Source organism: Actinocorallia lasiicapitis (assembly GCF_054778695.1).
Genome location: NZ_BAAGZI010000900.1, coordinates 1 through 578, shown reverse-complemented (window position 1 = coordinate 578; position 578 = coordinate 1). Strand labels below are relative to the sequence as shown.

The following is a 578-nucleotide window of genomic DNA, read 5'->3' as shown; positions in this document are numbered from 1 at the left end:
CGGTGACCCGCTCTCTGATGTGGGGGGTGTCGAGTCCGCGGAGGGTGAGGGTGGTGCGGCGGCGGAGGACGTCGTCGGTGGTGGCGGCCCATTCGTGGTCGCGGGCGTAGAGGACCTGTGCCCAGATGTCGGGTCCGTCGGGATGGATGGGGTTGCCGAGTTCGGGGTTGTGGCGGACGAGTTCGGCGAGGTCGAAGGCCAGGGTGCCGTAGTGGGTGGCCAGATGCGCGGCGACAGCCGGTTCCATGGGTGCGGCCATCAGGCGTTGGGCGACGGCCTGGGGTGCGGCGATCCCGGGCAGCGGCATGATCTTCAGGACGTCGGAGCCGATGCCGAGGCGGTCGAGGATGACTTTCCCGATGTGCCGGTAGGTGGTCCATTTGCCTCCCGCGATCGACAGCATCCCCCCGCGCCCCTCAGTGATCACCGTTTCGCGTTTGGCGGTCGTGACGTCTCCGGGCCCGCCGGGTAGGACGCGCAGTCCGGCGAAGGCGTAGGTGACGTCGTCGGCATTGATCCCGTCCAGCGCGGTGCCCGCCTCGTCGAGGATCTGGGTGATGTCGGCATCGGTGGCGCGG

Annotated in this window: 1 protein-coding gene; it reads right to left on the bottom strand. The window is 69.4% G+C overall.

The genetic code is table 11. From position 1 onward, the window contains the following. The coding region (locus ACYVE7_RS35395; RefSeq protein WP_460371067.1) for a glycerol-3-phosphate dehydrogenase C-terminal domain-containing protein at positions 1 to 578 on the bottom strand (578 nt) is incomplete at both ends.